The organism is Oleiphilus sp. HI0067 (genome assembly GCF_001635735.1).
The window spans coordinates 1-673 of sequence record NZ_LWFI01001645.1 but is presented as its reverse complement, the minus strand read 5'-3'; the positions used below and the strand labels follow the sequence as shown (position 1 = coordinate 673).

General features: G+C 43.8%; 1 protein-coding gene. It reads left to right on the top strand.

Annotated elements, in window-relative coordinates:
* Nucleotides 1-673, top strand: a 673-nt coding sequence (locus A3739_RS26580; RefSeq protein WP_231877156.1) for a toprim domain-containing protein, incomplete at both ends; no start/stop codon positions are given.

Genomic DNA, 673 nt, shown 5'->3' with positions numbered 1-673 from the left:
ACGCATTTAGCAGGTTTTAGAGCCTCTCTAACACGCTCTCTCAATCAATACATTGATCGGGAAGGGTTGGGTAAGAACGCTAAAGTAGCAACGTCTGGAGATGATGCTAGAGAAGGGCTAACAGCGGTAATCTCTGTCAAAGTTCCAGATCCTAAGTTCTCTTCTCAGACTAAAGATAAATTGGTCTCGTCAGAAGTTAAATCAGCAGTTGAACAAGAGATGAATGCTTCATTTGGTGAATATCTAATGGAAGCTCCACAAGAAGCTAAAGCTGTTGTTGGCAAAATGATTGAAGCGGCAAGAGCACGAGAAGCAGCCCGAAAAGCACGAGAAATGACAAGACGTAAAGGTGCTTTAGATATCGCTGGCTTACCAGGTAAGTTGGCAGATTGCCAAGAGAAAGATCCGGCTTTATCTGAACTATACATCGTGGAGGGTGACTCAGCAGGTGGCTCAGCTAAGCAAGGGCGTGATAGAAAAACCCAAGCGATCTTGCCGCTGAAAGGTAAGATTTTAAATGTCGAAAAAGCGCGTTTCGATAAAATGTTGTCTTCTGCTGAAGTTGGCACATTAATTACTGCGCTGGGGTGTGGTATCGGTCGTGAAGAATACGATATTGAAAAACTTCGTTACCATAGCATCATTATTATGACCGATGCTGACGTTGACGGCT